Genomic DNA, 25942 nt, shown 5'->3' with positions numbered 1-25942 from the left:
ATGGTTGCTGAACTGACCGCATTGCGCGATCAAATTGATGAAGTCGATAAGGCGCTGCTGGAACTGCTGGCTAAGCGCCTGGAGCTGGTAGCGGAAGTCGGAGAGGTTAAAAGCCAATACGGCCTGCCCATTTACGTTCCTGAACGTGAATCGGCGATGCTGGCGTCCCGGCGCGAGGAGGCTGCTGCGCTTGGGGTCCCGCCGGATCTTATCGAAGATGTTTTGCGTCGCGTCATGCGGGAGTCTTATTCCAGCGAAAACGATAAAGGTTTTAAAACGCTTTATCCGAACCTGCGTCCGGTGGTGATTGTTGGCGGCGGCGGGCAAATGGGGCGTCTGTTTGAGAAAATGCTGACGCTTTCCGGATATCAGGTTCGTATCCTTGAAAAAGACGACTGGTCGCGGGCGGAAGAGATTGTCGCCGATGCCGGTATGGTTATCGTCAGCGTGCCGATTCATATCACGGCGGCAACGATTGCTCAGCTGCCACCGCTGCCGGCAGACTGCATCCTGGTCGATTTGGCCTCGGTGAAAGCGGAACCGCTGCAGGCGATGCTGGCCGCGCATAAAGGTCCGGTATTGGGGTTACACCCCATGTTTGGGCCGGACAGCGGCAGCCTGGCGAAGCAGGTGGTGGTGTACTGCGATGGCCGTCAGCCCGAAGCGTATCAGTGGTTCCTGGAGCAAATTCAGGTCTGGGGCGCGCGGCTCCATCGTATCAGCGCCGTCGAGCACGATCAGAATATGGCCTTTATTCAGGCGTTGCGCCACTTTGCGACCTTCGCTTACGGCCTGCACCTGGCCGAAGAGAATGTGCGTCTTGAGCAACTTCTGGCGCTGTCGTCGCCTATTTATCGTCTGGAACTGGCGATGGTTGGCCGGCTGTTTGCCCAGGATCCGCAGCTCTATGCTGACATTATTATGTCCTCGGAAAATAATCTGGCGCTGATTAAGCGATACTACCAGCGCTTCGGTGAAGCTATCGGCCTGCTGGAGCAGGGGGATAAACAGGCGTTCATCGATAGCTTCCGTAAGGTTGAGCACTGGTTTGGTGACTATGCCCAGCGCTTCCAGAGCGAAAGCCGGACGTTGCTGCGCCAGGCAAATGATAATCGGCAGTAAGTCGTCAAACACGTATACAATAAAGCCAGAGGGGTGACCCGCTGGCTTTTTTTATAGGGATGAAAACGATGGCTGAACCACAACCGCTGTTTGATTACACCGGGCATTTACCGGAATGTCCGACCTGGAGCGAAGCCGAACAGGCATTGTACTGGGCCGATATTATGGAATGCGAGATTCATCGCTACGACGTGCAGACGGGTGAACATCAGGTTCTGCAATTTCCCGAGGAGCCCGGCTGTTTTGCCCTGCGCGAGAAGGGCGGTTTTATCGTCGCTTTACGCAGCGGTATCTGGCTCACTGATGCGCATGGTCTTCTACAGCGCAAAGTCTGCGATAACCCCAGCAACCCGCAATTAGCGCGCTTTAATGATGGTGGAACCGATCGCGATGGCCGCTTTTATGCCGGGACTTTTTGGGGGCCGGGAGATTTCAACGGCGCGCTCTTAGTGCGCATCAATAACGATCTCTCCCCGCAGGTTATCCAGTGTGATATTCACGGCGCTAACGGTCTGGCGTTTAGCGAAGACAAACGTTGGATGTATACCTCGGATACGCCAAATGCCGTTATCTATCGAACACCTCTCGATGAGCGGGGCGAGGCGGGTAAACGTGAGGTCTTCCTGCGCTTTCAGCCGGGAGAGGGGATTCCAGACGGCGCGGCCATTGATGCTGAAGGTTGCTACTGGAGCGCGATGTTTGACGGCTGGCGTATTGCGCGTTTCTCGCCGACGGGCGAGCAGCTGGAGGAGCATCGTCTACCGGTGCGTTGCCCGACGATGGTCTGTTTTGGCGGAGCGGATATGAAGACGCTCTACATTACCACCACGCGGGAGAATATGGATGCCAACGAAGTGGCGAAATATCCGCTTTCCGGCGCGATCTTCACCCTGCCAGTCGCCGTGGCAGGGATGAAGAAATTGCCGTTTATCGAACGTTAAACCGGGTCGACCGGTACCACGTTTTCGCTGGCATAGCAGCCCAGCACTTTCATTGAACGCGTTATCTCGGCCAGCTCTTTTAATGCCTTGCGCATTGGCAGTGATTCCAGGTTGGCCTGGATATCCAGATAAAACATCTCTTCCCACGGATTACCGTGAATGGGGCGTGATTCCAGCTTGGTCATGATCAGATTATGGTTTCGCAGCACCAGCAGCGCTTCAACCAGGGCCCCGGCTTGCTGGCCGGTGGCCATCAACAGCGTGGTTTTCGCGGGGACCTGATCGGAGACTTCCACCGCTTTACGCGCCAGAACCAGGAAGCGGGTGATGTTTTGTGTCTGGTTCGCCTGACAATGTTCCAGGACCTGTAAACCATGCAGCGCTCCGCCTGCTTCACTGCCCAGGGCGGCAACGGTCGGCGATTTAGCCTGAGCGACTTTTTCCATCGCTGAGGAGGTGCTGTCGGTATATTCAATGTTCCAGTGCGGATAGCGGCTCAGATACTGGCTGCACTGCTGAAACGGCTGCGGATGGCTGTAGACCGTCGTAATCTGTTGCGCATCGGTGGACGTTGAGACCAGCACGCAGTGATCGATAGGCAACGTCAGCTCGCCCACGATGGATAAGCTGGTGTGCTGCAGAAGATCGTAAACATCATTGATGCCGCCGGAACTGGTATTTTCAATAGGAACGACGGCATAGTCAGCCTGGCCGGTCTCCACTTGCTCAAAGATATCGGCGAACTTCGCGCAGCCGCTTTCGATAAACTGTTCAAAGTGGCGGGCGGCGTACTGACGAGCCGCAAGGTGCGAATATGAACCTTTAGGTCCGAGGAATGCCACCCGCGCGGAGTGCGGATTAATTTTATTCAGGTGCTGTTGCAGCAGCGTTTGTTGGGTAAGGACCGAGTCTTCAATGATCAGCTGGAACAGGCGCGTGATGTAATGGGCATCAAGATGGTGTTTTTTCCCCAGCGTCATCAGGCGTTCCAGCAGGTCCCGCTCGCGGTCGATATCCCGCACCGGCCGGTGCGATGCCAGCTTGGCTTTGCCGACCTCGACGGCCAGGCCGCGGCGCTCAGCCAGCAGCGCAAGCAGTTTCTCATCCAGAGCGCTGATCTTATCGCGTAGGGCCAGTAATGGGTTTTCCTCGGTCATATGTGTTGCCTTTCTTGTTATTGATTATCAATAAAAAAGGCCTCCCGTTTGGGAGGCCTTGTTGTTCGTCTTCGCATTCTTTATCACACGACGAATTGCCTCCCATTCAGGGGAAGGTAAAAAAGAATGCGAAGAAAAACGGGATCAGTTTCACGATGAATTCCTTGAGTTAGTGGGGATTACAGTACCTGTACTGTTTTCACTCTGTCAATAAAAAACGCGCCCGAAGGCGCGTGGCATGACACAAGCTTAAGTTAAGGATTACTCTTCTTCTTCCACAAAGCCAGCCTCTTTCACCGACGTTGCGGCGCGGCGGGCTTCCCCTTTGTGTTGCACTTTATTGAGCTGCCGTTCCAGCTTGTTGATCAATTCGTTAATTGCGGCATACATGTCTTCGTGCCGTGCGCTGGCGACCAGGTGCCCGTTTGGCGTATTGATGGTTGCGTCAGCGACAAAACCCTGCGGCTCCTTAGAGAGGATGATGTGCGGGTTAATTAAGTGGGTTTGCCATTTATCCAGTTTGGCGAGACGGTCTGCGACGTGCTGGCGGATTGCCGGAGTAATTTCCATTTGTTTACTGGTAATGTTCATTGTCATAAATTTTACCTCTTGTCTTTCCCGTCTTGGTAAACTCAGCATACCTCGCCTAATGTCAAAATGCGTGATTTAAATCACATTTTATTGTCACTTTTTGTCAACAAATCTGTTTTGTGAGACAGGACAGGAACAGGTGAGATTTTACTTGTGGAATGGAAGAAAGAGAGCCATATTTGATGAGTTAACTCGGCGCTAAACCGCTTCAGCTTAACAATTTAACGAATAAAAAAACGGCAGCCACTCGGCTGCCGTTTTGCTTATCTAAGGGCTATCAGGTGTTCTTGCTGTTAGCCGCGATGATTTTCGCAACCTTGTCAGCCTGCGCGTTCATCTGCATCTGACGGTAGGCGTTTTCCATTTTCGGAAGCGCGTCGCGGGTGGCCTGCGTATCCGGATAGTTACGCAGCATGCCGTCTACGCGGTTAACGACCGCAACCCATGCGCCACGATCGGTATAGTAATCCACGACCGACAGTTCGTACTTCGCCAGACGATCTTTCAGGAACACCATACGCTTGTAGGCGTCAGTAGCGTACTGGCTGTTAGGATAGCCACGAACCAGTTTGGAGAAGTCGTTAAAGGCATCGCGCGCGTGTTGTGGATCGCGGTCAGAACGATCGACACCGAAGAAGCCCTGCAGCGCACTGTCATCCAACGCCATATTTGTCAGACCACGCATATAAATGACGTAATCAATGTTAGGATGGGTAGGGTTCAGGCGCACAAAGCGATCGATAGCTGCCTGAGCCAACGGCAGATCGGCGTTTTTGTAGTACGCATAAATCAGATCCAACTGTACCTGTTGGGAATAAGGTCCAAAGGGATAACGGTTATCCAACGCTTCCAGTTGCGTTATTGCCTGTTTCCAGTTACCGTCCTGCAGCTTTTGCTGAGCGGTCGCGTAGATCTCATTCGGCGGATTATCGGGCACCTCCTCCTTTGAGCCAGAGCAACCCACCAAAGCCAGGCTCAGTGTGGCTGCTGCCACCAGGTATTTCATGCGCGTCATGACGTTTTGACTTCCTCAAAATGTTTATGCGGGAGAATCTCTGTTCCTGCTCCCGATTAAGACCAGCTACAATAGCACACTATATTAAACGGCAAAGCCGTAAAACCCAACGTTAAAACGAAGAAGCTGTATATGGCACAACGAGTACAACTCAACGCAACGGTGTCCGAAAATCAACTCGGACAACGCTTAGATCAGGCTTTGGCCGAATTGTTCCCGGATTATTCGCGTTCGCGCATAAAAGAATGGATCCTTGACCAGAGAGTGCTGGTAAACGGCAGCGTCAGCGACAAGCCGAAAGAGAAAGTGCTGGGGGGAGAAACGATTGCTATCGATGTTGAAATCGAAGAAGAAGTCCGTTTCCAACCACAGGATATTCCGCTCAATATCGTTTATGAAGATGATGACATCCTCGTAATTAATAAACCGCGCGATTTAGTTGTGCACCCTGGCGCGGGCAACCCTGACGGTACTGTGCTGAATGCGCTGTTGCACTACTATCCGGCCATTGCTGACGTGCCGCGTGCGGGGATCGTGCACCGTCTTGATAAAGACACCACCGGCTTGATGGTGGTCGCGAAGACCATTCCGGCGCAAACCCGCCTGGTGGAATCCCTGCAGCTGCGCGAAATCACCCGCGAGTATGAAGCGGTGGCGATTGGTCACATGACCGCTGGCGGAACGGTGGAAGAACCGATTAGCCGCCACCCGACCAAGCGTACGCATATGGCGGTACATCCCATGGGAAAACCTGCGGTGACGCACTATCGGATCATGGAGCATTTTCGCATTCATACTCGTCTGCGTTTGCGCTTGGAGACTGGCCGTACGCATCAGATTCGCGTACACATGGCGCACATCACTCACCCGCTGGTGGGCGATCAGGTCTATGGCGGGCGCCCGCGTCCGCCTAAAGGCGCATCGGAAGAGTTCATCACCGCTCTGCGTAAGTTCGATCGCCAGGCCCTGCATGCCACCATGCTGCGTTTATACCATCCGATGAGCGGCATTGAGATGGAATGGCATGCGCCAATTCCCCAGGATATGGTTGATTTGATTGATGCCATGCGCGCTGATTTTGAAACCCATAAAGACGATATTGACTGGCTATGACTAAACTGATTGTACCGCAATGGCCAATGCCGGAAGGCGTGGCAGCCTGTAGTTCCACGCGCGCTGGCGGGGTGAGTTTGTCGCCATACGATTCACTTAACCTCGGTGCCCATTGCGGAGACAATCTGCAGCACGTAGAAGAGAACCGTCGGCGTATGTTCGCCGCTGGCGGTCTTCCGTCATACCCGGTGTGGCTGGAGCAGGTTCACGGTACGGCAGTGTTAAAGCTCGACGGCGGGCCGTACGAGTCAAAGCGTGCTGATGCTTCATACTGCAATGTGCCGGGTACGGTATGCGCGGTGATGACCGCTGATTGCCTGCCGGTGCTTTTTTGCAACCGCGCGGGAACGGAAGTTGCGGCTGCTCATGCCGGCTGGCGGGGCCTTTGTGAAGGCGTGCTGGAAGAAACCGTGGCCTGTTTTGCCGATAAACCGGAAAACATCATGGCCTGGCTTGGGCCCGCCATTGGGCCGGACGCGTTTGAGGTTGGTCCGGAGGTGCGTGAGGCCTTTATGGCAAAAGATACTCAGGCGGAGCGCGCATTTCGTCCTGCAGGTGAAAAGTATTTTGCTGATATCTATCAGCTTGCGCGTCAGCGGCTGGCGAGCGTTGGCGTTGAGCAGATTTTTGGCGGTGACCGCTGTACCCTCAGCGAAAAAGATGATTTTTTCTCTTATCGTCGCGACAAGACGACGGGTCGTATGGCAAGTTTCATCTGGCTGATATAACCTCCCGAACTAAGACGATCCAGAAGGCAAACTTATTTTTGCATAGTTCAGGTCTTTAACCTTGAATAATTGAGGGATGACCTCATTTAATCTCCAGTAGCAAATTTGACCTGTTATGGGAGGAGTTATGCGTCTGGATCGTCTTACCAATAAATTCCAGCTTGCTCTTGCCGATGCCCAGTCCCTTGCACTCGGGCACGACAACCAATTCATCGAACCTCTTCATCTTATGAGCGCCTTGCTGAATCAGGAAGGGGGATCGATACGTCCTTTATTAACTTCGGCGGGCATCAATGCCGGAGAGTTGCGCACCAATATTGAACAGGCGTTGAGCCGATTGCCGCAGGTGGAAGGTACCGGCGGCGATGTTCAACCGTCCCAGGATTTAGTGCGTATTCTGAACCTTTGCGACAAGCTGGCGCAAAAGAGAAAGGACAACTTTATTTCGTCAGAGCTGTTTGTTCTGGCAGCGCTTGAATCACGCGGCACGCTGACCGACCTTTTAAAATCCGCCGGGGCCACAACCGCCAACGTGAGTCAGGCGATCGAACAAATGCGCGGAGGTGAAAGCGTGAACGATCAGGGAGCCGAAGACCAACGTCAGGCCTTGAAAAAATTTACCGTCGATCTGACCGAACGTGCTGAGCAGGGCAAGCTTGACCCGGTGATTGGCCGCGATGAAGAAATTCGTCGTACGATTCAGGTTCTGCAGCGCCGTACCAAAAACAACCCGGTGCTGATTGGTGAACCCGGTGTAGGTAAAACGGCCATTGTTGAAGGGCTGGCGCAGCGGATCGTCAACGGTGAAGTGCCGGAAGGGCTGAAGGGGCGCCGGGTGCTGGCGCTCGATATGGGCGCGCTGGTGGCGGGTGCCAAATACCGCGGTGAGTTTGAAGAGCGCTTAAAAGGCGTTTTGAATGACCTCGCCAAGCAGGAAGGCAACGTCATCCTGTTTATCGATGAGCTGCACACCATGGTGGGTGCGGGTAAAGCGGATGGCGCAATGGACGCCGGTAACATGCTGAAACCGGCGCTGGCGCGCGGTGAGCTGCACTGCGTGGGCGCTACGACGCTGGATGAATATCGCCAGTACATTGAGAAAGACGCCGCGCTGGAACGTCGTTTCCAGAAAGTATTCGTGGCGGAGCCGACCGTTGAAGATACCATTGCGATTTTGCGTGGTCTGAAAGAACGTTATGAACTGCACCACCACGTGCAGATCACCGACCCGGCGATTGTTGCGGCAGCCACGCTGTCTCATCGCTATATCGCCGACCGACAGCTGCCGGATAAAGCTATCGACCTGATCGATGAAGCTGCATCCAGCATTCGGATGCAGATTGACTCAAAACCGGAAGAGCTGGACAGACTCGACCGTCGCATCATTCAGCTCAAGCTGGAACAGCAGGCGCTGAAGAAAGAGTCTGATGAAGCCAGCATTAAGCGGCTGGATATGCTGAATGAGGAGCTGGCCGATAAAGAACGTCAATATTCAGTCTTAGAAGAAGAGTGGAAGGCTGAAAAAGCATCGCTCTCCGGAACCCAGACGATTAAGGCTGAGCTGGAACAGGCGAAAATCGCTATTGAGCAGGCGCGTCGCGTCGGCGATCTGGCGCGGATGTCCGAGCTGCAGTATGGCAAAATCCCGGAGCTGGAAAAACAGCTGGCGGCGGCAACGCAATCCGAAGGCAAGACGATGCGTCTGTTGCGTAATAAAGTTACGGATGCGGAAATCGCGGAAGTGCTGGCTCGCTGGACGGGTATCCCGGTGGCCAGAATGCTGGAAGGCGAGCGTGAGAAGCTGCTGCGTATGGAGCAGGAGCTGCATAGTCGCGTCATTGGTCAGAACGAAGCGGTCGAAGCGGTATCGAATGCGATCCGCCGTAGCCGTGCCGGATTATCCGATCCTAATCGTCCAATCGGCTCGTTCCTGTTCCTGGGCCCTACCGGTGTAGGTAAAACAGAACTCTGTAAAGCGCTGGCCAACTTTATGTTTGATAGCGACGATGCGATGGTACGTATCGACATGTCAGAGTTTATGGAGAAACACTCCGTTTCACGTCTGGTTGGGGCGCCTCCGGGATACGTCGGTTATGAAGAAGGCGGCTATCTCACTGAAGCGGTCCGCCGTCGTCCTTATTCCGTCATCCTGCTGGATGAAGTGGAAAAAGCGCATCCGGATGTCTTTAACATTCTGCTGCAGGTACTGGACGATGGACGTTTGACTGACGGGCAGGGGAGAACGGTCGACTTCCGCAATACGGTCGTCATCATGACCTCTAACCTCGGTTCGGATCTCATTCAGGAACGTTTTGGTGCCCTGGACTATAGCCACATGAAAGAGCTGGTTCTGGGCGTGGTTAGCCAAAGCTTCCGGCCGGAGTTTATCAACCGTATTGATGAAGTGGTGGTATTCCACCCGTTAGGTGAAAAACACATTGCTTCTATTGCGCAGATTCAGCTGCAGCGGTTGTATAAACGACTTGAGGAACGCGGCTATGAAGTTCACCTCTCTGATGAGGCACTGAAGCTGCTGAGCGAAAACGGTTACGATCCGGTTTATGGCGCACGTCCTCTGAAACGTGCTATCCAGCAGCAGATCGAAAACCCGTTGGCGCAGCAGATTCTCTCTGGTGAGCTAATACCGGGTAAAGAAGTGCAGCTGGTTGTGAAAAACGACCGGATAGTGGCAGTGCAGTAAATCACAAAACAGCAAAAACGGGCCCGCCGGGCTCGTTTTTGTTTAAAAACCAGGCGATAATGTATTCTCAGCTGCAGCTTTGGTTGAAAAATAAGCGGATGGAGTTTTTTTTTGAAATTCCTCTTGCCACTTCAGAATTACTCCCTATAATGCGCCTCCACTGACACGGAACAACGGCTTACAGCCCGCCGGGTCAGCGGGATTCAGCGATGAATGCCGGCAGAGAAAAGCGAAATTAAACGCTTGACTCTGAATGAGGAAAGCGTAATATACGCCACCTCGCAACGGTGAGCGAAAGCCGCGTTGCACTGCTCTTTAACAATTTATCAGACAATCTGTGTGGGCACTCAAAGTGACATGGATTCTTAACGTCGCAAGACGAAAAATGAATACCAAGTCTCTGAGTGAACACGTAATTCATTACGAAGTTTAATTCACGAGCATCAAACTTAAATTGAAGAGTTTGATCATGGCTCAGATTGAACGCTGGCGGCAGGCCTAACACATGCAAGTCGAACGGTAGCACAGAGAGCTTGCTCTCGGGTGACGAGTGGCGGACGGGTGAGTAATGTCTGGGAAACTGCCTGATGGAGGGGGATAACTACTGGAAACGGTAGCTAATACCGCATAACGTCGCAAGACCAAAGAGGGGGACCTTCGGGCCTCTTGCCATCAGATGTGCCCAGATGGGATTAGCTAGTAGGTGGGGTAACGGCTCACCTAGGCGACGATCCCTAGCTGGTCTGAGAGGATGACCAGCCACACTGGAACTGAGACACGGTCCAGACTCCTACGGGAGGCAGCAGTGGGGAATATTGCACAATGGGCGCAAGCCTGATGCAGCCATGCCGCGTGTATGAAGAAGGCCTTCGGGTTGTAAAGTACTTTCAGCGGGGAGGAAGGCGATAAGGTTAATAACCTTGTCGATTGACGTTACCCGCAGAAGAAGCACCGGCTAACTCCGTGCCAGCAGCCGCGGTAATACGGAGGGTGCAAGCGTTAATCGGAATTACTGGGCGTAAAGCGCACGCAGGCGGTCTGTCAAGTCGGATGTGAAATCCCCGGGCTCAACCTGGGAACTGCATTCGAAACTGGCAGGCTGGAGTCTTGTAGAGGGGGTAGAATTCCAGGTGTAGCGGTGAAATGCGTAGAGATCTGGAGGAATACCGGTGGCGAAGGCGGCCCCCTGGACAAAGACTGACGCTCAGGTGCGAAAGCGTGGGGAGCAAACAGGATTAGATACCCTGGTAGTCCACGCTGTAAACGATGTCGACTTGGAGGTTGTTCCCTTGAGGAGTGGCTTCCGGAGCTAACGCGTTAAGTCGACCGCCTGGGGAGTACGGCCGCAAGGTTAAAACTCAAATGAATTGACGGGGGCCCGCACAAGCGGTGGAGCATGTGGTTTAATTCGATGCAACGCGAAGAACCTTACCTACTCTTGACATCCAGAGAACTTAGCAGAGATGCTTTGGTGCCTTCGGGAACTCTGAGACAGGTGCTGCATGGCTGTCGTCAGCTCGTGTTGTGAAATGTTGGGTTAAGTCCCGCAACGAGCGCAACCCTTATCCTTTGTTGCCAGCGATTCGGTCGGGAACTCAAAGGAGACTGCCAGTGATAAACTGGAGGAAGGTGGGGATGACGTCAAGTCATCATGGCCCTTACGAGTAGGGCTACACACGTGCTACAATGGCATATACAAAGAGAAGCGACCTCGCGAGAGCAAGCGGACCTCATAAAGTATGTCGTAGTCCGGATTGGAGTCTGCAACTCGACTCCATGAAGTCGGAATCGCTAGTAATCGTGGATCAGAATGCCACGGTGAATACGTTCCCGGGCCTTGTACACACCGCCCGTCACACCATGGGAGTGGGTTGCAAAAGAAGTAGGTAGCTTAACCTTCGGGAGGGCGCTTACCACTTTGTGATTCATGACTGGGGTGAAGTCGTAACAAGGTAACCGTAGGGGAACCTGCGGTTGGATCACCTCCTTACCTTAAAGAACCTGCCTTTGTAGTGCTCACACAGATTGTCTGATAGATGTAAAGAAGCAAGACGGCTGCGAAGTCGCGACACCTCGTGTCCCCTTCGTCTAGCGGTTAGGACTCCGCCCTTTCACGGCGGCAACAGGGGTTCGAATCCCCTAGGGGACGCCACTTGCTGGCTGTGAGTGAAAGGCACAACCAACCGATATCTCAAAACTCATCTTCGGGTGACGTTTGAGATATTTGCTCTTTAAAAATCTGGATCAAGCTGAAAATTGAAACGACACACAGTTAATGTGTGTTCGAGTCTCTCAAATTTTCGCGACACGAAGATGTTTCACGAAACATCTTCGGGTTGTGAGGTTAAGCGACTAAGCGTACACGGTGGATGCCCTGGCAGTCAGAGGCGATGAAGGACGTGCTAATCTGCGAAAAGCGTCGGTAAGGTGATATGAACCGTTACAGCCGGCGATGTCCGAATGGGGAAACCCAGTGCAATTCGTTGCACTATCGTTAACTGAATACATAGGTTAACGAGGCGAACCGGGGGAACTGAAACATCTAAGTACCCGAGGAAAAGAAATCAACCGAGATTCCCCCAGTAGCGGCGAGCGAACGGGGAGCAGCCCGGAGTCTGAATCAGCTTGTGTGTTAGTGGAAGCGTCTGGAAAGTCGCAGGGTACAGGGTGATACTCCCGTACACTAAAACGCACAGGTTGTGAACTCGAAGAGTAGGGCGGGACACGTGGTATCCTGTCTGAATATGGGGGGACCATCCTCCAAGGCTAAATACTCCTGACTGACCGATAGTGAACCAGTACCGTGAGGGAAAGGCGAAAAGAACCCCGGCGAGGGGAGTGAAAAAGAACCTGAAACCGTGTACGTACAAGCAGTAGGAGCCCCACCACCAAAGCGTTTCGCTTTACGTGGTGCGCAAAATGCGTAACGACAGCATGATGGACGGTTAACGGAGCGTAAGCGACGTTCAACATCCAGAATCAGGCAGTGGAGCGTTTTGGGGTGGGGTGACTGCGTACCTTTTGTATAATGGGTCAGCGACTTATATTCTGTAGCAAGGTTAACCGTATAGGGGAGCCGCAGGGAAACCGAGTCTTAACTGGGCGTTAAGTTGCAGGGTATAGACCCGAAACCCGGTGATCTAGCCATGGGCAGGTTGAAGGTTGGGTAACACTAACTGGAGGACCGAACCGACTAATGTTGAAAAATTAGCGGATGACTTGTGGCTGGGGGTGAAAGGCCAATCAAACCGGGAGATAGCTGGTTCTCCCCGAAAGCTATTTAGGTAGCGCCTCGTGAACTCATCTTCGGGGTAGAGCACTGTTTCGGCTAGGGGGTCATCCCGACTTACCAACCCGATGCAAACTACGAATACCGAAGAATGTTATCACGGGAGACACACGGCGGGTGCTAACGTCCGTCGTGAAGAGGGAAACAACCCAGACCGCCAGCTAAGGTCCCAAAGTCATGGTTAAGTGGGAAACGATGTGGGAAGGCCCAGACAGCCAGGATGTTGGCTTAGAAGCAGCCATCATTTAAAGAAAGCGTAATAGCTCACTGGTCGAGTCGGCCTGCGCGGAAGATGTAACGGGGCTAAACCATGCACCGAAGCTGCGGCAGCGACACTATGTGTTGTTGGGTAGGGGAGCGTTCTGTAAGCCGTTGAAGGTGGCCTGTGAGGGTTGCTGGAGGTATCAGAAGTGCGAATGCTGACATAAGTAACGATAATGCGGGTGAAAAACCCGCACGCCGGAAGACCAAGGGTTCCTGTCCAACGTTAATCGGGGCAGGGTGAGTCGACCCCTAAGGCGAGGCCGAAAGGCGTAGTCGATGGGAAACAGGTTAATATTCCTGTACTCGGTGTTACTGCGAAGGGGGGACGGAGAAGGCTATGTTGGCCGGGCGACGGTTGTCCCGGTTTAAGCATGTAGGCGGATGTTCCAGGTAAATCCGGAACGTTATCAACGCTGAGGTGTGATGACGAGGCACTACGGTGCTGAAGTGACAAATGCCCTGCTTCCAGGAAAAGCCTCTAAGCATCAGGTAACATCAAATCGTACCCCAAACCGACACAGGTGGTCAGGTAGAGAATACCAAGGCGCTTGAGAGAACTCGGGTGAAGGAACTAGGCAAAATGGTGCCGTAACTTCGGGAGAAGGCACGCTGATGGTAAGTGAAGCGACTTGCTCGTGGAGCTGAAATCAGTCGAAGATACCAGCTGGCTGCAACTGTTTATTAAAAACACAGCACTGTGCAAACACGAAAGTGGACGTATACGGTGTGACGCCTGCCCGGTGCCGGAAGGTTAATTGATGGGGTTATCCTCGCGGAGAAGCTCTTGATCGAAGCCCCGGTAAACGGCGGCCGTAACTATAACGGTCCTAAGGTAGCGAAATTCCTTGTCGGGTAAGTTCCGACCTGCACGAATGGCGTAATGATGGCCAGGCTGTCTCCACCCGAGACTCAGTGAAATTGAACTCGCTGTGAAGATGCAGTGTACCCGCGGCAAGACGGAAAGACCCGTGAACCTTTACTATAGCTTGACACTGAACACTGGTCCTTGATGTGTAGGATAGGTGGGAGGCTTTGAAGTGTGGACGCCAGTCTGCATGGAGCCATCCTTGAAATACCACCCTTTAATGGCTGGTGTTCTAACGTGGGCCCGTAATCCGGGTTGCGGACAGTGTCTGGTGGGTAGTTTGACTGGGGCGGTCTCCTCCTAAAGAGTAACGGAGGAGCACGAAGGTCAGCTAATCCTGGTCGGACATCAGGAGGTTAGTGCAATGGCATAAGCTGGCTTGACTGCGAGCGTGACGGCGCGAGCAGGTGCGAAAGCAGGTCATAGTGATCCGGTGGTTCTGAATGGAAGGGCCATCGCTCAACGGATAAAAGGTACTCCGGGGATAACAGGCTGATACCGCCCAAGAGTTCATATCGACGGCGGTGTTTGGCACCTCGATGTCGGCTCATCACATCCTGGGGCTGAAGTAGGTCCCAAGGGTATGGCTGTTCGCCATTTAAAGTGGTACGCGAGCTGGGTTTAGAACGTCGTGAGACAGTTCGGTCCCTATCTGCCGTGGGCGCTGGAGAATTGAGGGGGGCTGCTCCTAGTACGAGAGGACCGGAGTGGACGCATCACTGGTGTTCGGGTTGTCATGCCAATGGCATTGCCCGGTAGCTAAATGCGGAAGAGATAAGTGCTGAAAGCATCTAAGCACGAAACTTGCCCCGAGATGAGTTCTCCCTGACCCTTTAAGGGTCCTGAAGGAACGTTGAAGACGACGACGTTGATAGGCCGGGTGTGTAAGCGCAGCGATGCGTTGAGCTAACCGGTACTAATGAACCGTGAGGCTTAACCTTACAACGCCGAAGATGTTTTGGCGATTTGAGAAGACAACAATTTCAGCATTGATTACAGATTTTCGGGAACGAAAGATTTTACGCTGAGGCAAGGCGGCAAATGAAGTAAAGGAAGGAGCATACTGTAGTATGTGACTGACTTTACGAATGCAGCCAACGCAGCATCGGTGTAAAAGATTCGTTTCTGACAACAGAATTTGCCTGGCGGCACTAGCGCGGTGGTCCCACCTGACCCCATGCCGAACTCAGAAGTGAAACGCCGTAGCGCCGATGGTAGTGTGGGGTCTCCCCATGTGAGAGTAGGGAACTGCCAGGCATCAAACAAGTGAAGAGCCCATCCTGACGGATGGGCTTTTTGCGTTTTTGTCGTCTGAACCGACCGGACATCGGTTTACCCATAAAATCCATCTCCGCGGTCATTTCTGCCTTTTACTCCCTGCTTTCATCCACATCTTCATAATAATAACCTGCCGGTTTATGCGGGCTCTCTGTATAAAGATACAGAAGATTCCACTAGCCACACTTCCGTCTTATGTACCAGGCTTATAATGTCTATCAGCCAGCCCGTGAGAAAATAATGGCCATTAAGCCTTTTAATTACCAGCAAGACTTTTCCAGCATCGATTTTCGCCAGCATCCGGAGCTTTATCAGGTAGGAAGAGGTGAACAGGGCGTTTTGTTGGTTGAACCCTATAAAAGCGAAATTCTTCCCTACTGGCGCTATAAAGATGAAGCATCGGCGATTGAATCTGCCAGGAGAATTTATCAGCTCTTCGAGTTTTATCGACAGCAGAATGATTTTGTCGGTATGGATATGGCGCGCAAATTTATTCAGATGGGCTACACCCGGGCAAGGCGTTATGCCAATTACAAAGGCGGTAAAAAATACGCGAAGGAGGGTCACCTGAATTCGCGAGGTAATGATCCTGTTAAGGCGGCAGCTGCGGCAGTTTTCAAACAATGGTGGGATAAGCTTCGTCAGGATGAAGATTATCTCCAGCGAAAAAAGAAACATCAGTCTCATTGGGGATAATTTTAAGCATCGATCTTCCTGCCTCACATAAATTTGTGCCGCAATGTCGCCTGTATAAAAACCTGTTCTGGCCCGCTATTCACCATATTTCACTTAGCTAATCCTGAAGAATCTCCTTTTAATCGCGAAAACCTGCAGTACGAAAAAAAATGTGAATGGCATCACAAACTAAAAAATAACAATTATATAACATTTGATTTACTAATCGATTTGTCTGATTGGGCGGGGTCACCCGACGCGGCAGATTGCAGTCTTTGCTGGAGCAGAATTACAATGACAGAAAGCAGTATTAGCGAACGCGGATCCCAGGATCAGGGGGATACCCGGCGCCGTATATGGGCAATTGTGGGGGCGTCATCAGGGAATTTGGTGGAATGGTTTGATTTCTACGTCTATTCATTTTGCTCACTCTACTTTGCGCACATCTTCTTTCCTTCTGGCAACACCACTACGCAATTGTTACAAACTGCAGGGGTATTTGCGGCGGGTTTTCTGATGCGTCCGATCGGGGGATGGATATTCGGGCGCATTGCTGACCGCCGTGGACGTAAAACCTCTATGCTTATCTCCGTATGCATGATGTGTTTTGGTTCACTGGTGATTGCCTGCCTGCCGGGTTATGCAACGATAGGGACCTGGGCACCGGCTCTGCTGCTACTTGCACGCCTGTTCCAGGGCCTGTCCGTTGGCGGAGAATACGGTACCAGCGCGACCTATATGAGCGAAGTCGCGGTGGAAGGAAAGAAAGGTTTCTATGCCTCATTTCAATACGTCACGCTGATTGGTGGGCAACTTCTGGCCGTGCTGGTTGTAGTTGCCTTACAGCAGATCCTCAGCGATGAAGAGCTTCATGCCTGGGGATGGCGTATCCCGTTTGCGCTTGGCGCAGTCCTGGCTATCGTTGCCCTGTGGCTGAGACGACAGCTGGACGAAACGTCTAAACAGGAAACGCGCGCGTTAAAAGAAGCGGGATCGTTTAAAGGATTATGGCGTAACCGTAAGGCATTTATCATGGTGCTCGGATTCACTGCCGCAGGGTCGTTAAGCTTTTATACCTTTACAACCTATATGCAGAAATATCTGGTCAACACCGCAGGCATGAGCGCGGGCACCGCCAGCATGATTATGACCGCTGCCTTATTTGTTTATATGCTTGTTCAGCCGCTTTTCGGCGCGCTTTCGGATAAGATTGGCCGCCGGACCTCAATGCTCTGTTTTGGCGTACTCGTCACCGTCTTCACTGTCCCGATTCTCAATGCATTACAGAACGTGAGTTCACCGTATGCGGCATTTGCTTTAGTGATATGCGCCCTGTTGATAGTAAGCTTCTATACCTCAATCAGCGGCATTCTGAAGGCCGAAATGTTTCCTGCTCAGGTACGTGCCCTGGGGGTTGGACTCTCTTATGCGGTGGCCAATGCGCTATTTGGCGGCTCGGCAGAGTATGTCGCGCTGTCGCTAAAATCAGCGGGAATTGAGCACGCCTTTTACTGGTACGTGACCGTCATGGGCGCGATTGCCTTCCTGGTCTCCCTGACGCTGCATCGTAAAGGCAAGGGGCTACGTTTGTAGCATTACTGATGTGCCAGCTGCCATACCGCATAGCCGGTAGTGGCACCTGCCACATCCCAGGCAAAATCTTTCCAGCTCCAGCCGCTCCCTGACGGGCGGCTGTCCCATAGCTCCTTCGATGCCCCTAAGCTCACGGAAAACATAAAGCCTATAGCGGCACTCCGGTCGCGGCTATAGCCCTGATGCTGGGCATATTCGTTGCCTGCGGCGGAAAGCATGGCTGAGGCGAGGAAGTGTTGGGCTTTATCCTGGCCGCTCCATGAATCATTAGCCATATGGCTGCAGCCAGTCAGTAATAATAATGGGGCAATAAGCATGATGACGCGCATACTAATTCCAGAAAAAGCCCCGCTGGGCGGGGCGTGAATTCAGAGAATACGGCTGATAAGGCGGTCGATTCGAATACGTCGCAGGCGCCTGATCAATTTGCGTACCTTTATCGGGTAATCGGCAATACTTTGCAAATCGCGATAGTGCTGAACGATCGTAGTATGTTTGCGGATGAGATTGAGCTCTTTTTCACGCATTGCGCCGAGCTGGTGTTTTGGATCGTGGATAAGTATCGCGTTTTCCAAATCCAGCCGCCATGCGCGCGGGTTCAGGTTATTGCCGGTCAGCAGCATCCATTCGTCATCAACCCACATGCCTTTCAGGTGGTAGCTGTTATCGTCGTCCTTCCATAAACGGACAATCAGCTGATCGGTATTGACATAATACTGCAGTCGGCTCAGGAAGCGTCGCAGATTGATTTCGTAAAGATAGGGCAGCGCGCCGATAATTTTAAACGGCTGATCTTCCGGAATATAGAAATCATTAGCGGTTTTATCACCAACGATAATTTCGACTTTCTTCCCGCTACGCAGCAGCTGGATGATATTACGTACCAGCAGAGCGGGCAGGTTGAAATAGGGGGTGCAGATAGTCAGCTTATGCTCAGCGCAGGGCATCAAATGAAAAATGGTTTTATTCAGCAGACTCGTCTTCCCGAGGCCCACTAACGGAGTGACCGACAGCTGGTCATCGTCAGCATTGCCGATAAAATGATAGCTGCTATCGCGGAGCTCCTGGCGATACTGGCGGATGTCATTTTTGATTTCCGGACTTTTTGGCCGATCGGCCCTGTCAAGGCGGTTAACGCCACGCCCTTGCACCAGGTTATTCTCAACCCAGTCGAACATCACATCAGCCATTTTACCGTTGCGAATGCACTGGTAGCGGTCGTAGCGATACTTATCGTGTTGATGCAGGTAAACATCATTCAGACTGGCGCCGCTGTAGAGAACGCTGTCATCAATGATAAAACCTTTGAAGTGGAGGACGCCGAGCGCTTCCCGGGTATTGACCGGAACGCCATAAACCGGGATATCGACACCGGGATTTTCCTGCGCCATGCGGCAGTACCAGTCGGCATTGGTGTTTGACGCCGCGACGCCAATACGCCCGCGCTGGGCGCGATGCCAGTCGACCAACACCTGAACATCTAATTCGGGACGCTGACGCTTAGCGTCATAGAGCGCCTGCAAAATTCCTTTGCCGCCATCATCCTGTTCCAGATAAAGCGCAATGATACAAATACGCTGGGTGGCTTGAGCTATCCTGGCCAGTAACGCTTGCCGAAAATCTGCCGGAGCGTAAAAGAACTCGATATCATCAACTGACTGAGAAAGCTTAGGGAGTTGGGCAAGGTGTTGTTGATGTTTATTGCGTTTAAATTTTGACAACATCACAGTGCGTTTCTTCTCTGTTTATTGAAGGGTCTTCTGTACCATGCAGACGACGTAAGCGGGCAATAATACCATTACTACCCGTTAAAGTAGTCAACAATTGCGGCCAGCCGTTTGTAATTGCTCAGGTACAAGCTGTAGAGACAAACTGACAATTCCATCTTCAAGCTGAATATCAACCGAGAATCCTAGCTTTCTGGCGAGTCCGATCATGCCTTTATTATTCGGCATGGTAATGCCATTCAAACGCTGCAGGCCGTGGTTTTGCGTGTAGGCAATCAGCTTTTCCAGGAGCTTGCGGCCTAACCCCATACCCTTCAGGTCGGAGCGCACCAGTACAGCAAACTCGGCATCGATATTATCCGGATCGGAGATCGCTCGCGTTACGCCGAGGATCTCGTTCCCCTCGGCGGTGGTGCGCACAGCAACAAAGGCCATTTCTCGATCGTAGTCGATCTGCGTCATATTGGCTAAATCATCATGAGTAAATTCGTTGATTTCGCTGAAGTAACGATAATAAAGATCTTCTTTCGTGACCTGAGCGATAAAGGCCATAAGCTGCGGCTCATCTTCCGGGAGGATGGGACGGAAAAGACAGCGTTCGCCATTCTTCATCACCACCCACTCCTCCTGCTGCTGAGGGTAAGGGCGTATGGCCAGGCGACTTTCACTATCGCCGGTAAACGGTGCGAGAGTTAACGTGACATCAAGCGCGGTAAACTCGTGGCCGGAAGCCAGAAGAGGGTGAATATCCAGGCGCTGTATTTCCGGACAGTCGACGATCAAATTCGATACCTGTACCAGTAGCTGGCTCAGGCCAGGAATATCGAGAGGGCGCAGCGCGCTGCGGCCGCGCACTTTTTTACTTTTGATGGCCTGGATAACCAGATAGCGCGCAAGGTTCATATTCAACGGCGGGAGCGCGACGGCGGCCTGATCCTCAGCCCGCCATTCGACGCCGCCTTCCCCCAGCATGATCAGCGGCCCAAAAACCGGATCGTGCTCAACGACAACCCGCAGCTCCTGCGCCCCGGCGCGATTAGCCATGCTTTGCACCAGCAGCCCGTGAATACGCGCCTGAGGCCAGGTCATTTTGACGCGATCGATAATCGCGTCCGCGGCCTGCTGTACCTCGGTAGCCGTGCGCAGATAAAGCATAACCCCCTGAACTTCCGACTTGTGCGGAATATCAGGCGAGCGCAGCTTCAGAGCGACGGGGTAGCCAATCTGCTCGGCAATATGTACAGCCTCGGCGCTATCAGCGGCAATCCACGTCGGCAGGGTATGAATACCGTAAGCATGCAGAACGGGGCTCACTTCATGGGTATCCAGCGACGTTGCGCCTTCATTCATTGCCCGTTGCAGCAGGTTGTGCGCTTCGGCAGCGTTAGTGGTTAACGAATTTGACAGGACCGGGGTTTCCCTGAGCTGTTTCTGGTTACGCCGGTACTCCACCATGTGCATAAAAGCGGTAATGGTTCCTTCAGGCGTTCGATAGGTCGGCAGCCCCGCATCGCTAAACAGGCGCCGCGCTTCTTGTGAAGAGAACTCACCGCACCAGTTGGTAAGAACCGTAACGTATTTGCCGCGCGGGTGGCGCTTCAGGGCGTCAATCAGCGCCAGCGCGCTCTCTGTTCCCGGTGCGGCAGCGCTGGGAGAGTGGATCACCAGCAGCGCATCGTAGTCATGGCTATCCAGCAGTACGTTCAACGCTTTGAGGTAATGCTCGCTGCTGGCGTCATCGCGTAGATCCAGCGGGTTGGCAATATCGATGGTTTCAGGTAATGCCTGACGAAGAGCGCTGCTGGTCTCTTCGCTGAGCGCGGCGAGTTTGCCGTTACGCAGCCAGAGCTCATCCAGCGCCAGCGCAGCCGGAGCGGCGCCGTTGCTGATTATCATCAGTTTCTCGCCGCGCAGCGGGCGCATGTGGCTGAGGGTTTCGACCGCTGAGAACAGCTCGTGCGTGTCCTGTACGCGCAATAAACCTGCGCGCTGAATAGCGGCGTCCCAGGCCGGATCCATGCCAGAGTTGACGTGCAGAAGCTTCTGCGCAGCCGGACTGCGTCCGCTTTTAATCACCAGGATCGGCTTATTACGCGATGCGCTACGGGCCGCTGAGACAAAACGACGGGCATCGCTGAGGTGTTCGAGATAAAGCAAAATGGCGCTGGTTTTACTATCGCGAGCGAGGAAATCAAGCAGGTCATCAACGTCGATGTCCAGACTATCCCCCAGCGCAATAAAGTAAGAAAACCCCATCTCACGCTGCTGGGCCCAGTCGAGGATGGTATTGGAGACCGCCGCCGATTGCGAAATAAACGCCAGTTTGCCGCGATGAATAGGCACCGGCGAAAAGCTGGCGTTGAGGCCCTGCCACGGCGCAAGCAGGCCAAGGCTGTTAGGGCCAAGCAGCCGCATCTGGTAGCGGGAGGCGCATTCAAGCAGCGCGGGATACTGTTCGGGGATGGAGGAGAGAATGATGCAGGTTTTGCACCCTTTTTGCCCCAGCGCTTCCAGCAGCTCAAGATTTCGGCGGGCGTTAGTACAAAGCACGGCGAGATCGGGCGTGAAGGGCAGACTGTCGACGTCAGGCCAGGCCAGTACGCCCTGAACCGCTTTCCACGCTGGCGTTACGGGGAGAACGGGGCCGCTAAATCCGCCCGCCAGCAGGTTGCGCATCATCAGATAACCGGCGCGCTGTGGTTTCATTGATGCGCCAATAACGGCGATCGACTTTGGCCGCAGCAATGCTTCCAGGCCTCGTTGGCTCATACCGGTCTCCTTTGATCCCCAGTGACCGGATGATTTTAAACGTTTTCTGTCAGTTGTGCTGTGATACTGCCCTTATGCTGAGTTTTTCCTGCCAGGTAGCGCGTTCTGAATAAGCTGAAGTGCCCGCCAAGGGCCGTGGCTGCGCTTTTATCCCCCGCGAGATCCAACAGCGCAATCGCGACTTCGGCAGTACAGTATTGGCCTTCTGCGTGAGCTTCCCGCAGGTGATAAGTGGAGATACGCGACAGATCGACGGAAATCATCGGCAGCGCGTCAAGCCAGGGGCTTTTACGGAACATTTTTCGCGCTTCGGGCCAGGTGCCGTCGAGCATAATAAACAGCGGTGGTTTACCCGGGGGCGGTGAATCAAGTACCTGACGCTCCGGGCCAGCATAAGAGGCAGGAAAAACCACCATCGGCTGATATTGCGCGTCGGCGACGAGATCGAGAAGCGCCTGCGGCGGTTCGGTTCGTGACCACTGAAAGGCCTCCGTATCCGGCAGTATATCGGCAATCAGGCGACCGGTATTGCTGGGCTTCATTGGCTCGGTATCGAACATCACCAGGCAAAAACGGCTGGCGGCAGCAGCCGGCTTGAGGGTGGCGCAGAGGCACTGCTTCAACGGCAGCAAGCAACGCTGGCAGCGGTGGATACGGTTGCCGCGAGCAAGAAAAGGCCGGGTGGCGCGCGCGAGGCGTTCGGCGCGAAGGCGAAGGACGGCGTTATCAGTCATGGGGATCGCTAAGAAAAAACGCCATTGTCGCAGAGGAGAAAACGGGGCACAAGCGGTGCCCCGTGAGGTTTACTGCTGGCCTGCTTCGTTTAGCCAGCTATCGAAAGGTGCTTTAGGTACGGCACCATTGAGCATGTCGATAACTTCGCCATTTTTAAACATCATAATGGTCGGGATGCTGCGAATGCGGAAGCGAGCGCTCAGTTCACGCTCCATCTCGGTATTCACTTTCACGAAACGCATTTCGCCGCTGCGTTCTTCAGCCACATCTTCAAAGATTGGCGCAAAGTTACGGCAGGGGCCACACCACGGCGCCCAGAAATCAACAACCACGGGCAGATCGTCCTTCAGCAGTTTATCCAGCGTTGCCCCGGTCGCGTTGATCACATCGCCATCAAAAAGATCGTGACCGCAGCGCCCGCATTTCGCGCCATCGGCGCTACGATCGTCGGGGATGCGGTTCAGAGCCTGACAACTGGCACAAACGGTATTCATAACTAACCTCTGGTTATGGGTTGCAGCGCGGCACGTGGCCGATTTGTTTCTGTAATGTTACATATTATCGATGCACTGCGAATAAAGGACAATGAGTTTTATTCAATGAATACGATAGACTCAGGCTTTTAAATGAAATAATGGCTAAGTGATGGCACATCGGGTAATCTGCGCGCTTCGCGCAGCGCAGGTGGAGAAAATGAATGAGCGACGACGAACTGAAAAATAAAAGCGGCAAGGTCAAAGTGATGTATGTCCGCAGTGATGATGATTCTGACCGACGTACCCATAACCCGCGTACCGGGAAGGGCGGGGGACGTCCAGGAAAGTCTCGTGTTGACGGTCGTAACCGCCCTGCGCGCGATGAAAAAGAGAGCCGCGGTGGCGATCGTAAACGTGACGATCGCAAGCGTGAAGGCTTTGGCGGCGAGGGCTCCTCTCCGTGGCGTACCGTATCCCGCGCGCCGGGCGATGAGGCGCCGGTAAAAGCGGATCACGGCGGGATCAGCGGAAAAAGCTTTATCGATCCTGAAGTGCTGCGCCGCCAGCGCGCGGAAGAAACCCGCGTTTATGGTGAAAACGCCTGCCAGGCGCTCTTCCAGAGCCGTCCGGACGCCATCGTTCGCGCCTGGTTTATCCAGAGCGTGACCCCGCGCTTCAAAGAAGCTCTGCGCTGGATGGCGGCGAATCGTAAAGCCTATCACGTGGTCGATGAAGCAGAGCTGGCGAAAGCGTCCGGCACTGAACACCACGGCGGGGTTTGCTTCCTGATTAAAAAGCGCCACGGCACTTCCGTTGAGCAGTGGGTGGCTAAAGCCGACGCTGAAGATTGTGTTCTGGCGCTGGAAGATGTCGGCAACCCGCACAACCTCGGCGCGATTATGCGCAGCTGCGCGCACTTTGGCGTCAAAGGCGTGATTGTGCAGGATGCCGGCGTTATGGAGTCCGGCGCCGCGATTCGTACTGCGGAAGGCGGCGCGGAGCACGTTGAGCCGATTACGGGCGACAGCTTCATCGATACGCTCGAGCGCTTCCGTAAAGCGGGCTACGCGATTGTTTCTACTTCCAGCCATAACGGGACTCCGCTGTTCAAAGCCGAGCTGCCGAAGAAAATGGTGCTGGTGTTAGGGCAGGAGAGTGACGGTCTTTCTGACGCCGCTATCTCCAGCGCCGATCTGAACATCGCGATTGAAGGCACCGGCAACGTTGAAAGCCTGAACGTGTCCGTAGCAACCGGCGTGCTGCTGGCTGAATGGTGGCGGCAGAACAAGGCGTAACACCCTGTCTCAGAGTCAAAATGCCAGCGTAATGCTGGCATTTTTATTGTCATCCCTAAACCACCTCCTAGGGAGGTGGTGATTGCTCCTGTAAGGCTATAGCCTGAAGAATGCCCATGTCGGAATATCTCTGCTTACTCACCACAAGTAAAAGGAGACAAACCGACATGGGACTTTACAGGAGTTCATCACATGTATATTGGCGTTGCAAATACCACATAGTCTGGACACCCAAGTACCGATTCAGGATCCTGAAAGATAAGCTGGGTAAGGAGCTGTACAGGACGATCTATATCCTCTGTGGAATAAAGGATTGTGAGGTTCTGGAGCTAAATGTTCAGCCCGATCATGTACATCTGGTCGTCATCATTCCACCAAAGATCTCGATATCAACTCTGATGGGCCATCTAAAAGGACGCAGTGCCATCAGGCTTTATAACCGTTTTCCACATATCAGGAAGAAGCTATGGGGGAATCATTTTTGGTCGCGAGGCTACTTTGTCGATACGGTGGGAGTGAATGAAGAAATTATCAGACGATATGTGAGGCATCAGGAGAAAACGGAACAAACGTATGAACAGCAGATGGAATTGCTAGAGTAATCAGCGGAAGGTGACAATAGCCCCCCTTACAGGGGGCATTCTCAAAAGCCACCTTCTCAGAAGGTGGTCTTTTACTTTCAGAGCTATTCGCTTTCAGCCGGTAGCCTGGGCAGCCAGTCAATGGGCGCTTCGCCGCGTTCGGTCAGCCACTGATTCGCCTGCACGAAATGATTACTGCCAAAGAACCCGCGGTGGGCGGAGAGCGGCGACGGATGCGGCGCTTTGAGCACGCAGTGGCGCTGGCGATCGATTATCGCGCCTTTCTTCTGCGCATGCGAACCCCACAGCAGAAAGACGACGCCTTCCCGATGCTGGTTAATCAGCGAAATGACTTTATCGGTAAAGGTTTCCCAACCGAGGCTGGCGTGAGAGTGCGCTTGTCCGGCACGTACCGTTAATACGGTATTGAGCAGCAACACGCCCTGGCGCGCCCAGCTTTCGAGATAACCGTGAGTCGGGCGCTGAAAGCCTGGTATCGTCCCTTCCAGTTCTTTGTACATATTCAGCAGCGATGGCGGGATCTGAATGCCCGGTAGAACCGAGAAGGCGAGGCCGTGCGCCTGCCCGGGTCCGTGGTAAGGATCCTGGCCGAGAATCACCACTTTAACGTCGCTTAGCTCAGTATAACGAAACGCGTTAAAGACATCTTTTTGCGGGGGATAGATGGTGATTCCCGATTGCCGCTCGTCAGCAACGGTTTTCAGGGTATTAACAAAATAGGGTTGCTGCTTCTCTTCTGCCAGCACGTCATGCCAGGTTAATGGGGCGGTCATTTTGCTCTCCTGCAAAGTGTCATTGCCATAGCTTAACTGCATCTTTCAACATCACAAAATTTGCCCCACGCGATTGACGTTCTTTATGCAAAAAAAATTGAAAACTTACAAATTTATTTGGTGGGTGGCATGGCGTAACTTGATGTAAAACAATAATATCCGCCTATGACCACTTTTGTGATGTGGTTTTTGTTGATTTAAATCAAAGAATGCCGGGGGTACGGCTGATATAT

At 53.2% G+C, this 25942-nt stretch carries 19 protein-coding genes, 1 tRNA gene, 3 rRNA genes and 1 other annotated feature; of the genes, 13 read left to right on the top strand and 10 right to left on the bottom strand.

The genetic code is table 11. The features are described from left to right. Together tyrA and BJF97_RS21860 are read left to right on the top strand one after the other, a co-directional pair. Complete coding sequence (tyrA, locus tag BJF97_RS21865; RefSeq protein WP_014226434.1) at positions 1-1122, top strand: bifunctional chorismate mutase/prephenate dehydrogenase; 1122 nt, start codon at positions 1-3, stop codon at positions 1120-1122. Positions 1123-1190: 68 nt separating this feature from the next. Further along, positions 1191-2063, top strand: a complete 873-nt coding sequence (locus BJF97_RS21860) for an SMP-30/gluconolactonase/LRE family protein (protein ID WP_014839236.1) — start codon at positions 1191-1193, stop codon at positions 2061-2063. Here BJF97_RS21860 and pheA read toward each other — a convergent pair. From pheA to bamD, 4 genes are all read right to left on the bottom strand, one after another. Further along, the gene (gene pheA / locus BJF97_RS21855) at positions 2060-3220 is read right to left on the bottom strand and encodes a bifunctional chorismate mutase/prephenate dehydratase (protein ID WP_004853306.1); all 1161 of its coding nucleotides are present in this window, start codon (positions 3218-3220) and stop codon (positions 2060-2062) included. The two genes, BJF97_RS21860 and pheA, sit on opposite strands and share 4 nt — an antisense overlap. Before the next feature lie 30 nt (positions 3221-3250). After that, positions 3251-3375 (bottom strand) — a sequence feature (Phe leader region). After that, complete coding sequence (gene pheL, locus BJF97_RS34355; RefSeq protein ID WP_101706155.1) at positions 3327-3374, bottom strand: pheA operon leader peptide PheL; 48 nt, start codon at positions 3372-3374, stop codon at positions 3327-3329. Its footprint overlaps the feature before it by 48 nt. A 106-nt stretch (positions 3376-3481) precedes the next feature. Then, positions 3482-3817: a ribosome-associated translation inhibitor RaiA gene (raiA, locus tag BJF97_RS21850; RefSeq protein WP_004104616.1), complete on the bottom strand. Its 336-nt coding sequence runs from the start codon at positions 3815-3817 to the stop codon at positions 3482-3484. Between the two features lie 271 nt (positions 3818-4088). Continuing rightward, on the bottom strand, positions 4089-4826 hold the full coding sequence (bamD, locus tag BJF97_RS21845) for an outer membrane protein assembly factor BamD (protein ID WP_004853303.1): 738 nt from the start codon (positions 4824-4826) through the stop codon (positions 4089-4091). 132 nt (positions 4827-4958) lie between these two features. Here bamD and rluD point away from each other — a divergent pair, with 132 nt between their 5' ends. The 9 genes from rluD to BJF97_RS21795 all read left to right on the top strand — a co-directional run bounded on the left by rluD (position 4959) and on the right by BJF97_RS21795 (position 17332). Continuing rightward, entirely contained in the window at positions 4959-5939 is a 981-nt protein-coding gene (rluD, locus tag BJF97_RS21840) for a 23S rRNA pseudouridine(1911/1915/1917) synthase RluD (RefSeq protein WP_032694814.1), read from the top strand. Next, on the top strand, positions 5936-6667 hold the full coding sequence (gene yfiH / locus BJF97_RS21835) for a purine nucleoside phosphorylase YfiH (protein ID WP_014226432.1): 732 nt from the start codon (positions 5936-5938) through the stop codon (positions 6665-6667). Before rluD ends, yfiH begins: the two co-directional genes overlap by 4 nt. Before the next feature lie 127 nt (positions 6668-6794). Then, positions 6795-9368, top strand: coding sequence for an ATP-dependent chaperone ClpB (clpB, locus tag BJF97_RS21830; protein WP_014226431.1), 2574 nt, complete (start codon positions 6795-6797; stop codon positions 9366-9368). Positions 9369-9819: 451 nt separating this feature from the next. Further along, positions 9820-11358 (top strand): 16S ribosomal RNA (locus BJF97_RS21820). Positions 11359-11445: 87 nt separating this feature from the next. Further along, positions 11446-11520 (top strand) — tRNA-Glu (locus tag BJF97_RS21815). A gap of 190 nt (positions 11521-11710) precedes the next feature. Continuing rightward, positions 11711-14727: ribosomal RNA gene (locus tag BJF97_RS21810) — 23S ribosomal RNA — on the top strand. Between the two features lie 200 nt (positions 14728-14927). Further along, positions 14928-15043: ribosomal RNA gene (gene rrf, locus BJF97_RS21805) — 5S ribosomal RNA — on the top strand. The 16S, 23S and 5S rRNA genes sit together here with 1 tRNA gene alongside, the layout of an rRNA operon. Positions 15044-15304: 261 nt before the next feature. Next, positions 15305-15760, top strand: a complete 456-nt coding sequence (locus tag BJF97_RS21800) for a DUF4385 domain-containing protein (RefSeq protein WP_032694273.1) — start codon at positions 15305-15307, stop codon at positions 15758-15760. A gap of 273 nt (positions 15761-16033) precedes the next feature. Next, on the top strand, positions 16034-17332 hold the full coding sequence (locus tag BJF97_RS21795) for an MFS transporter (protein WP_004853296.1): 1299 nt from the start codon (positions 16034-16036) through the stop codon (positions 17330-17332). Between the two features lie 2 nt (positions 17333-17334). Here the strand turns inward: BJF97_RS21795 and BJF97_RS21790 are convergent, their stop codons facing one another. From BJF97_RS21790 to trxC, 5 genes are all read right to left on the bottom strand, one after another. Further along, a complete protein-coding gene (locus BJF97_RS21790; protein WP_014839230.1) occupies positions 17335-17661 on the bottom strand; it encodes a YfiM family lipoprotein in 327 nt (108 codons plus the stop codon). A gap of 39 nt (positions 17662-17700) precedes the next feature. Continuing rightward, positions 17701-19056, bottom strand: coding sequence for a CDP-diacylglycerol--serine O-phosphatidyltransferase (pssA, locus tag BJF97_RS21785; RefSeq protein WP_014230410.1), 1356 nt, complete (start codon positions 19054-19056; stop codon positions 17701-17703). A gap of 93 nt (positions 19057-19149) precedes the next feature. Beyond that, the gene (locus BJF97_RS21780) at positions 19150-21828 is read right to left on the bottom strand and encodes a bifunctional acetate--CoA ligase family protein/GNAT family N-acetyltransferase (protein ID WP_014839229.1); all 2679 of its coding nucleotides are present in this window, start codon (positions 21826-21828) and stop codon (positions 19150-19152) included. A 35-nt stretch (positions 21829-21863) separates the two neighbouring features. Next, complete coding sequence (locus tag BJF97_RS21775; protein WP_032694272.1) at positions 21864-22562, bottom strand: tRNA-uridine aminocarboxypropyltransferase; 699 nt, start codon at positions 22560-22562, stop codon at positions 21864-21866. Positions 22563-22631: 69 nt separating this feature from the next. Next, positions 22632-23057 carry a thioredoxin TrxC gene (gene trxC, locus BJF97_RS21770; protein WP_004104599.1) on the bottom strand — a complete coding sequence of 142 codons (426 nt, stop codon included), beginning with the start codon at positions 23055-23057 and terminating at the stop codon, positions 22632-22634. Between the two features lie 203 nt (positions 23058-23260). Here trxC and BJF97_RS21765 point away from each other — a divergent pair, with 203 nt between their 5' ends. Continuing rightward, on the top strand, positions 23261-24334 hold the full coding sequence (locus tag BJF97_RS21765) for a tRNA/rRNA methyltransferase (RefSeq protein WP_004123719.1): 1074 nt from the start codon (positions 23261-23263) through the stop codon (positions 24332-24334). Positions 24335-24501: 167 nt separating this feature from the next. Continuing rightward, the gene (gene tnpA / locus BJF97_RS21760) at positions 24502-24936 is read left to right on the top strand and encodes an IS200/IS605 family transposase (protein WP_014228411.1); all 435 of its coding nucleotides are present in this window, start codon (positions 24502-24504) and stop codon (positions 24934-24936) included. An 83-nt stretch (positions 24937-25019) separates the two neighbouring features. Here tnpA and ung read toward each other — a convergent pair whose 3' ends face one another. Further along, positions 25020-25709, bottom strand: coding sequence for a uracil-DNA glycosylase (gene ung, locus BJF97_RS21755; protein ID WP_014230405.1), 690 nt, complete (start codon positions 25707-25709; stop codon positions 25020-25022). Positions 25710-25942 lie beyond the last annotated feature (233 nt).

The organism is Klebsiella sp. LTGPAF-6F (assembly GCF_001753185.1).
Taxonomy (GTDB): domain Bacteria; phylum Pseudomonadota; class Gammaproteobacteria; order Enterobacterales; family Enterobacteriaceae; genus Klebsiella; species Klebsiella michiganensis.
The sequence above is the reverse complement of the archived record's forward strand: the minus strand, read 5'-3'. Positions and strand labels throughout refer to the sequence as shown.

What these genes read in the sequence shown, in the direction of transcription:
- BJF97_RS21775 (WP_032694272.1), bottom strand. Translation starts at nt 22,562, where the DNA reads ATGACTGATAACGCCGTCCTTCGCCTTCGCGCCGAACGCCTCGCGCGC.
- BJF97_RS21780 (WP_014839229.1), bottom strand. Translation starts at nt 21,828, where the DNA reads ATGAGCCAACGAGGCCTGGAAGCATTGCTGCGGCCAAAGTCGATCGCC.
- raiA (WP_004104616.1), bottom strand. Translation starts at nt 3,817, where the DNA reads ATGACAATGAACATTACCAGTAAACAAATGGAAATTACTCCGGCAATC.
- BJF97_RS21790 (WP_014839230.1), bottom strand. Translation starts at nt 17,661, where the DNA reads ATGCGCGTCATCATGCTTATTGCCCCATTATTATTACTGACTGGCTGC.
- BJF97_RS21860 (WP_014839236.1), top strand. Translation starts at nt 1,191, where the DNA reads ATGGCTGAACCACAACCGCTGTTTGATTACACCGGGCATTTACCGGAA.
- tnpA (WP_014228411.1), top strand. Translation starts at nt 24,502, where the DNA reads ATGGGACTTTACAGGAGTTCATCACATGTATATTGGCGTTGCAAATAC.
- pheA (WP_004853306.1), bottom strand. Translation starts at nt 3,220, where the DNA reads ATGACCGAGGAAAACCCATTACTGGCCCTACGCGATAAGATCAGCGCT.
- ung (WP_014230405.1), bottom strand. Translation starts at nt 25,709, where the DNA reads ATGACCGCCCCATTAACCTGGCATGACGTGCTGGCAGAAGAGAAGCAG.
- BJF97_RS21765 (WP_004123719.1), top strand. Translation starts at nt 23,261, where the DNA reads ATGAGCGACGACGAACTGAAAAATAAAAGCGGCAAGGTCAAAGTGATG.
- pssA (WP_014230410.1), bottom strand. Translation starts at nt 19,056, where the DNA reads ATGTTGTCAAAATTTAAACGCAATAAACATCAACAACACCTTGCCCAA.
- BJF97_RS21800 (WP_032694273.1), top strand. Translation starts at nt 15,305, where the DNA reads ATGGCCATTAAGCCTTTTAATTACCAGCAAGACTTTTCCAGCATCGAT.
- yfiH (WP_014226432.1), top strand. Translation starts at nt 5,936, where the DNA reads ATGACTAAACTGATTGTACCGCAATGGCCAATGCCGGAAGGCGTGGCA.
- trxC (WP_004104599.1), bottom strand. Translation starts at nt 23,057, where the DNA reads ATGAATACCGTTTGTGCCAGTTGTCAGGCTCTGAACCGCATCCCCGAC.
- BJF97_RS21795 (WP_004853296.1), top strand. Translation starts at nt 16,034, where the DNA reads ATGACAGAAAGCAGTATTAGCGAACGCGGATCCCAGGATCAGGGGGAT.
- rluD (WP_032694814.1), top strand. Translation starts at nt 4,959, where the DNA reads ATGGCACAACGAGTACAACTCAACGCAACGGTGTCCGAAAATCAACTC.
- clpB (WP_014226431.1), top strand. Translation starts at nt 6,795, where the DNA reads ATGCGTCTGGATCGTCTTACCAATAAATTCCAGCTTGCTCTTGCCGAT.
- tyrA (WP_014226434.1), top strand. Translation starts at nt 1, where the DNA reads ATGGTTGCTGAACTGACCGCATTGCGCGATCAAATTGATGAAGTCGAT.
- bamD (WP_004853303.1), bottom strand. Translation starts at nt 4,826, where the DNA reads ATGACGCGCATGAAATACCTGGTGGCAGCAGCCACACTGAGCCTGGCT.